Source organism: Chamaesiphon polymorphus CCALA 037 (genome assembly GCF_003003845.1).
Classification (GTDB): Bacteria; Cyanobacteriota; Cyanobacteriia; order Cyanobacteriales; family Chamaesiphonaceae; genus Chamaesiphon; species Chamaesiphon polymorphus.
The window spans coordinates 1-6,859 of record NZ_PVWO01000324.1 but is presented as its reverse complement, the minus strand read 5'-3'; the positions used below and the strand labels follow the sequence as shown (position 1 = coordinate 6,859).

At 47.2% G+C, this 6,859-nt stretch carries 11 protein-coding genes and 1 pseudogene; 10 read left to right on the top strand and 2 right to left on the bottom strand.

Features of this window, described 5'->3' with window-relative positions:
* Positions 1 to 132: 132 nt before the first annotated feature.
* The gene (locus C7B77_RS20470; RefSeq protein WP_106309114.1) at positions 133 to 519 is read left to right on the top strand and encodes a hypothetical protein; all 387 of its coding nucleotides are present in this window, start codon (positions 133 to 135) and stop codon (positions 517 to 519) included.
* Between the two features lie 32 nt (positions 520 to 551).
* Here the strand turns inward: C7B77_RS20470 and C7B77_RS20465 are convergent, their stop codons facing one another.
* The gene (locus tag C7B77_RS20465) at positions 552 to 1,457 is read right to left on the bottom strand and encodes a branched-chain amino acid transaminase (protein ID WP_106309120.1); all 906 of its coding nucleotides are present in this window, start codon (positions 1,455 to 1,457) and stop codon (positions 552 to 554) included.
* 227 nt (positions 1,458 to 1,684) lie between these two features.
* Between C7B77_RS20465 and C7B77_RS20460 the strand changes: the two genes are divergently transcribed.
* The 9 genes and pseudogenes from C7B77_RS20460 to C7B77_RS20420 all read left to right on the top strand — a co-directional run bounded on the left by C7B77_RS20460 (position 1,685) and on the right by C7B77_RS20420 (position 6,476).
* Positions 1,685 to 2,116 carry a hypothetical protein gene (locus C7B77_RS20460; protein ID WP_106309111.1) on the top strand — a complete coding sequence of 144 codons (432 nt, stop codon included), beginning with the start codon at positions 1,685 to 1,687 and terminating at the stop codon, positions 2,114 to 2,116.
* Between the two features lie 285 nt (positions 2,117 to 2,401).
* Complete coding sequence (locus C7B77_RS20455) at positions 2,402 to 2,884, top strand: hypothetical protein (RefSeq protein WP_106309108.1); 483 nt, start codon at positions 2,402 to 2,404, stop codon at positions 2,882 to 2,884.
* A gap of 25 nt (positions 2,885 to 2,909) precedes the next feature.
* On the top strand, positions 2,910 to 3,350 hold the full coding sequence (locus C7B77_RS20450) for an ester cyclase (protein ID WP_106309105.1): 441 nt from the start codon (positions 2,910 to 2,912) through the stop codon (positions 3,348 to 3,350).
* Between the two features lie 31 nt (positions 3,351 to 3,381).
* A complete protein-coding gene (locus C7B77_RS20445; protein ID WP_106309102.1) occupies positions 3,382 to 3,876 on the top strand; it encodes a hypothetical protein in 495 nt (164 codons plus the stop codon).
* Positions 3,877 to 3,979: 103 nt separating this feature from the next.
* On the top strand, positions 3,980 to 4,642 hold the full coding sequence (locus C7B77_RS20440; RefSeq protein WP_245894287.1) for a glutathione S-transferase family protein: 663 nt from the start codon (positions 3,980 to 3,982) through the stop codon (positions 4,640 to 4,642).
* Positions 4,643 to 4,686: 44 nt separating this feature from the next.
* Positions 4,687 to 4,962 carry a phage integrase Arm DNA-binding domain-containing protein gene (locus tag C7B77_RS20435; protein ID WP_106309096.1) on the top strand — a complete coding sequence of 92 codons (276 nt, stop codon included), beginning with the start codon at positions 4,687 to 4,689 and terminating at the stop codon, positions 4,960 to 4,962.
* A 131-nt stretch (positions 4,963 to 5,093) separates the two neighbouring features.
* Positions 5,094 to 5,765 carry a VOC family protein gene (locus C7B77_RS20430; protein WP_106309117.1) on the top strand — a complete coding sequence of 224 codons (672 nt, stop codon included), beginning with the start codon at positions 5,094 to 5,096 and terminating at the stop codon, positions 5,763 to 5,765.
* Between the two features lie 80 nt (positions 5,766 to 5,845).
* A pseudogene (locus tag C7B77_RS31500) lies at positions 5,846 to 5,932 on the top strand (hypothetical protein); the annotation flags it as partial.
* Positions 5,933 to 6,008: 76 nt separating this feature from the next.
* Positions 6,009 to 6,476, top strand: a complete 468-nt coding sequence (locus tag C7B77_RS20420) for a GNAT family N-acetyltransferase (RefSeq protein WP_106309093.1) — start codon at positions 6,009 to 6,011, stop codon at positions 6,474 to 6,476.
* Positions 6,477 to 6,654: 178 nt separating this feature from the next.
* On the opposite strand, the gene C7B77_RS30215 is transcribed toward C7B77_RS20420, so the two are convergent.
* Positions 6,655 to 6,859 (bottom strand): hypothetical protein (locus tag C7B77_RS30215; RefSeq protein WP_181243941.1); only part of this gene is annotated, 205 nt, incomplete at its 5' end.

Genomic DNA, 6,859 nt, shown 5'->3' with positions numbered 1-6,859 from the left:
GTCAAAGATCCCAAACACCCTCACGTCTCCACTGCCAAGCTTTTATCTGGTCGCTAAATAACATTTAGACAGGTATCGGCAGTAGAACCCAAACTTTTAGTACGTTCGGCTCCTAACTTGAGCTAGAACAGCATGGGGACTTATCGTTATATCTCTCTAGGTACAGATATTCCAGCTATTCCGATCGTGCCGCTAGAACTCATCCAGCCAGGGAAATTTGACAGCCCATCAGTAGTGGGTCAAGCTATTGTGGATACAGGTTCCGACTGTACGCTGGTGCCACTTCCTTGGCTAATTCAAGTTAACGCTCAAATCGCCGATAGGGCATTACGAATTCCAGTTTGCGGGCAATTAAGTTTAGCAATTCCTCATGAAGTGGGCATCCGTTTCGATAAATACCGCCATTTTGTATTTCGAGTTTATGGCTGTTCGGTAGATGATATCGGCGAAATGGTGATAGTCGTTAGAGATATTTTGAACTTATACCGAGAGTTAGAGTCGATCGATCTTAATACTTAGTTATCGGTCTAGAGCTAACAGCATCCGCACAATTATTGAAGATCGACAGGATTTAACCAATCTTGATAATCGGGATGCTGACCTTGCGTAATTGCCACCAACTCCTGCTGAAGTTTGGAGGTAATCGAGTCAGCAACTTGGGGTACCAAATAATTTTCGATCCGGCTCACTGGTGCAATCTTGGCTGCTGTCCCACATAGGAAAATTTCATCAGCAATAAATAGCTCCGACTTATCGATCGGTCGTTCTACTACTTCAATCCCTAATTTCCCTGCCATTACCATAATGCTATCGCGGGTAATCCCCTCTAAAATGTCTTGGTCGGTACCAGGAGTAAACAGTTTGCCCTGACGCACCATAAAAATATTCATCCCCGTTGCCTCCGCCACCTTACCTTGGGAGTTTAACAAGATGGCTTCATCAAACCCAGCAGCATAGGCTTCTGTCTTTGCCAGCGCGGAAGTGATATAAGCACCACTAATTTTGCCCCGCAATGGCAAGCTCAGATCTGATTGCCGTTGCCAAGAACTAATCCGACAACTGATACCATTTGGTTTGGCAAAAGTTTCGCCCAGCGACATTCCGTAGATGAAGAAATCCTGCACAATATCATGGAGACGCGGCGCAATCCCCAATCCCGATGAGTAGATAAAGGGTCGAAGGTAGAATGGTTTAGTCGGCTTGTTTTGTTTGACAAACTCGATCGTAATGGCTTGAATTTTATCCGCAGGCAGATCGTAATGCAGATATCTCGCACTATTACTGAGCCGTTGACAATGCCGATCGAGCCGAAACAAAATGGCTTGACTGGGGTTTGTTTCATCTACATAACCGCGCAAACCGCCCAATGCTCCAGTCCCATAGTGCAAAGCGTGGGTCGCGATTCCTATCTTTAATCCTACTTCATAAGTATCGAAGCACCTATTCTCACCACTTATGCCAAGTACGTCGCGAAACTGCGCCAAAAAGGTTTCTGGAAGCGAGGATCGATGCTTATCTTCTAACAACTACGATCGAAGATCCGATCTTTTCCGATCGTCAACAGCAGGTTTTTACAGATCTTTTCAGGCTGTCAAACCATTTGTGGGAGCGTATTCTAAAAGACATGGAGCAGGTTAACACCTTCCTCCTTATCTAGCCCACAATTACAACAGGAACGATCGTCATGAAATTCTTCAAATCTTGTCTCAACCTCACACTACTCAGCTTATTAACTTGCACTGGATTGGCTGCTCCAGTCTTGGCAACCACCGATTTCGATAATAGCGTCCGAGATGCAGATGACGAAGGCATTTTGAATAGCCCAGGAGTGCGGACGATTAAAGGCGATGTGACCGCTACCGACGATCTTCAAGATTTCCGACAAGTTACCCTCACTGGTCGCGCTAACCTCCGCATAACTGGTAATAGCGCGGGCAGAACCGATTTGTTATTACTGCGCGCATCGGGTCAAGTAATTGCTAAAAGTTCGGGTTCTTTTTCTCACTCATTTACCCGCAATAATCTAGAGGCCGGAAAATATATCGTACTCGTTCGGAGCGCGCAATTTAATGCCAATAGTGTCAATTATCAAGTTAATCTCAATGCACGACAATAATTGAGTCGATTCTCTGGCTCTAGAGGCTACGCCAACGATTAAATCTCTGACAATAGCCAATAGATAAGCGATCGTCTGTCAATGAATTATTTCACAGATTGGCGATCGCGACCCTAGCCCAGAACACTCTGTTTCGATCGCATGACATAGGCAGAAATCGAAACTTTAATATTTCAGTCCGCGTAGGAGGTCACTGAGCCTGTCGAAGTGCAGACCTTGCATCATTAGCGGTAATTTTAATCGCTGTCGATCGCAAATTACAACTTGTTTAATGGAGTTAATCTCATGATTCATCATCTGTCAATTGATGCTCGCGATCCGTTGCGGGTGGCGGGCGTGCTTGCAGAAATCTGGAAGGGAAAAGTATACAAATTTCTCATTCCTGGTAGTTATCTCGTGATGCCTTTTGACAACTATGGTACTCATATTGTGGTGTTTAAATCGGGTGATGTCTGGATTCCAGGTGCCGATATCGAAGCAGCAAAGGTAAACCAAGCTGCACCTACCGATTTTGTCTCCGCTCATGCCGCCATCTCTGTCCCAATTAGCCATCAGCAGATCGAACAGATTGGCAAACGAGAGGGCTGGCGCGTCCTCACGCGCAAACAGGGCAATGGCAACCCCTTCAGTGCAGTCGAGTTTTGGGTTGAGAATCGCTATTTGCTTGAGTTTTTCTCACCAGAATTTACACCCCAATATCTGCAAGCCATGCAACCAGAATCGATCGATCGAATTCTAGGTCAACCGATCGATTTCGCTCCAGTTTAATAAATTTACTAAGGAGAATTTTCAGATGTCTACTACCGAAAATAAAGCAATCGTCCGTCGTTTTTACGAAGAAGTTTTCAATCAGCGCAATGTCGATGCGATCGATGAATTAGTCCATCCAGAGTTTCTCAACCACGATCCTACCCCAGTGGCATCGCGAGATCCCGAATCGATGAAGCAATTCATTCACACCATCACTCAAGCATTCCCTGACCATCATCACGCGATCGAAGATCTCATTGCCGAAGGAGATAAGGTCGTAATGCGCTGTACCCTCACTGGCACCCATCAAGGTGTGTTTCCAGGTTTTCTGGATATGCCGCCTACTGGTAAGTCGATTTGCCAACGACAGATTCATATTCTGCGGGTACGGGATGGCAAAGTAGCCGAGCATCGGGTCGTCCGAGACGATCTGGCAATGATGCAACAGCTTGGCTTAATTCCGCAACCAGAAATGACTGCATAACCGATCGCCAAAATTTAATGGAGTTAATTTTATGATTCACCACATTTCAGTCGCCGCATACAATCCCCTGCATGTTAGCCAAGTACTTGCAGAACTATTGCAAGGACAATCTATCCCTTTTCCCGGTCATTCTGGCAGCTATGTCGCACTAGCTTTCGATCCCCAAGGCACGATGGTTGAAGTTCATCCATTTGGAACCGCCTTAGTCCCTGGTGAGGCGGCTGATGAAGCATCTCAATTGCTACCAAATCCAGCCGCATCGATGTACTCAGCGAATCATACTGCTATTTCTGTGCCAGTCAGTACCGATCGAATTCAAGCGATCGCCGAGCGTGAAGGCTGGCGGACGGCATACTGTCGGCGCGGTGAAGATTACTTTGATGTCATTGAATTCTGGGTGGAAAATCGATTACTTATCGAGTTGCTACCACCAGAAATTGTCGATCGATATCTCGCATTTATGTCACCAGAATCTCTGGTTGCAGCAGCACGAGCAGCGGCGGCGAAACCCCCGACAGCCGCATGAAATATCGCCCTCCAAAAGAGTTTGGGCAATCTAATTGCTAGAGGTAAGGGCAATAATTGCCCTTGCCTCTGAGTAACTTTTATCCAAACGATCGAGGAATTTTATGATGTCTCAAATTCAACTTTATAGTGCAATTCTGTGTCCTTTTGCCCACCGAGTGCGGTTAACTTTACAAGCAAAAGGTATTCCCTTTGAGTCGATTGAAATCGACCTTCAAAATAAACCCACTAACTTTCTGGAAATTTCGCCTTATGGCAAAGTACCCGTCCTCAAACATGGCGATAACCGCGTCTGGGAATCGGCGATCGTCAATGAATATCTAGAGGAAACATTTCCCGATCCGCCACTATTACCCACCGAGCCGATGCAGCGATCGCGGGCGCGGATTTGGATTAATTTTGCCGATACCCGCTTGTTTGCAACTACCGGAAAACTGTTATACGGTCGCGATCCACACCCAAGGGCGTTATTGACAGAACTGACCGAGGATTTACTGTTCATGGAGCATGAGGGTTTGCATAAAAATCCCGCTAGTACGCCTTACTGGCTGGGGACGGGGCTGAGTCTAGTCGATCTGACTTTTCATCCTTGGTTCGAGCAAATAGCCGTGTTGGAGCATTTCCGAGGCTTTGGGTGGCCATCTGGATTGGATCGACTTCAGGAGTGGCACGCAGCAGTAGCCCAGCACGAAGCGGTGCGCTCGATCGCCAATTCGCCAGAATTTTATCTCGAATGCTATGGGCGGCTGGTTCAAGCTAAGTTCTAGCCTCCCGCACACCCTTGTCTAAGTACCCACAGGTCACAAATATCATGAATTCTCAAACTAGCAGCGAGATCGATGGGGAAACTCATTCGATCGAACAGCCAACAGCCGATCGATCCCAGCATAAATCTTGGTTTGGCAAACTTCGTCAGGCGATCGTCAAAGCCTTCGAGCCACCTCCGGAACCCATGTTTTGGAAAAAGCGAGATCGCAATGGCAATGTCTACTGGCAAGGCTACGATCCGGTTAGCAATCGCTTTGTCGAATTTGGCTCTGACGATGAAGCCCGCCACTGGCTCGATCGACCACAGCCATTTCGATGATGGCATCGGTATTCTCAGTTCTCGAACAGAATGTAATAGTATCCGATCGATTTCACCCCTATTCACAGCTCGAATTCCCGCGATCGAGTCGTCTTTCATCCATACCGCCAATCTCGATTGACTTTAAAACCATGAAATTTGAATTCGACCATCTATTCATCTTTACCGATATTGGTGCTCCAGAAGCCGATCGTCTCGTATCGCTCGGTTTAGTGGAGGGAACCTCAAACTCCCATCCTGGGCAAGGCACGACCAATCGTCGTTTCTTTTTCCGTAACGCCATGCTGGAAGTTCTGTGGGTTTGCGATCCAGAGGAGGCAAGATCGGAGCTAATTCGTCCGACTCATCTGTGGGAGCGGTGGGCAAATCGGCAGAGTGGGGCGTGTCCGTTTGGGTTCTGTTTGCGTTCGACGACACCCGATCGTGACAGCATCGCATTTCCTAGTTGGGCATATCGTCCGCCCTATTTGCCTGCACCACTGAATATTGCGGTTGGTACGAATAGCAGCGTGCTAACCGAGCCGTGGCTCTTCCAGACTCCATTCGGTCAACGTCCAGATCGGTTTTCTGCCGAGCGGGCACAGCCTTTAGAACACCCGATCGGTTGGCAGGAAATAACTCGTGTAGAGTTGGTCAGTCCTGCGGCAGATCTTCCGTCACCAGCATTGCAAGCAGCAATCGATACCGATCGGATCGGGCTGCGAGTAGGAGCGGAATATTGCGTGGAGCTTGGGTTCGATCGAGAAGTACAAGGAAATCGGGTAGATTTTCGACCTGGATTACCTCTGGTCGTCAGTTGGTAGGATCGCCAACCCGCCACTGAAAAAATCTTAGACGTGAAGACCTACTAACTCAAACTTAGCCCAAAGAAGAGAGGCATGATATGCAGACTACAGGATTTGAATTTGGTCATCAGCCCCATCGCAACAATTTACTGGGACGGCTTTCGACCCCCGCAGAACTAGAGTATCTAGCGAGCGGACAGCTCGTACATAAGCAACCATTTCCACCCGATTTAGCCCAATTTCTCATTCAGCATTATTCCCATGAAAGTTCGCCCTGCCACTCCCGACGATGGATCGCTGATTTTCTCGTTCATTCAGAAGAAGTTAGAATTCGATTGCCATATTGGTGCATTCTCTGGTGTGCTGCAAGTATCCGAAGACAAGATCCGCAAAACACTGTTCGGCACGATTCCCTTTGCTTATGTTGTGTTTGCTGAGTTGTCTGGGCAAGAGGTCGGCTTTGCACTGTATGGATTTAGGTACTCATCATTTGCAGGTCAGCCCAGCATTTGGCTTGACGATCTGTATGTGGACGATGGGATGAGAAGTCAGGGTGTGGGAGCCGCGTTAATGGCTCGATTAGCTCAAATTGCCCAAGCAAATGACTGTACCCACATTGCTTGGACTGCTGATGCTAGAAATACTCGCGGACTGAGCTTTTACGCGCGATTGGGTGCAGAAATTACGGAACAACATGGCGATCGATGTTTTTTGAAATGGGTTCCATAAGCGGCAACTCTCAAGTCGATTTCGCAAGGCGAACGCTACGCGAACGAGTCTCTGTTTTTCCACTCACTTTATAACCATTTGCATCCATTGGAATAGCATCTTGACGGAGACAAAGGCTTCTCGATCGGGTTTCGCTACTTAGGTTTCTTAGGATTTACTTGAATTCATCAATCGAACATCAATTGAATCGATCGGATGTCATAAATTTAACCTCTAAAGTTGCTCCAATTGCCAATTTTTCCCATTGTTGTGAATATGCCTGGAGTCGAGAGCGAACCTGTTGTAATTTTGGCAATGTGATTTCTAATATGGGGATAGAACGAGCTTGACAAGCAACTTGGAAGATAGCGATAAAGTCTGCGCTCTGCTGGCAACCATTCCAC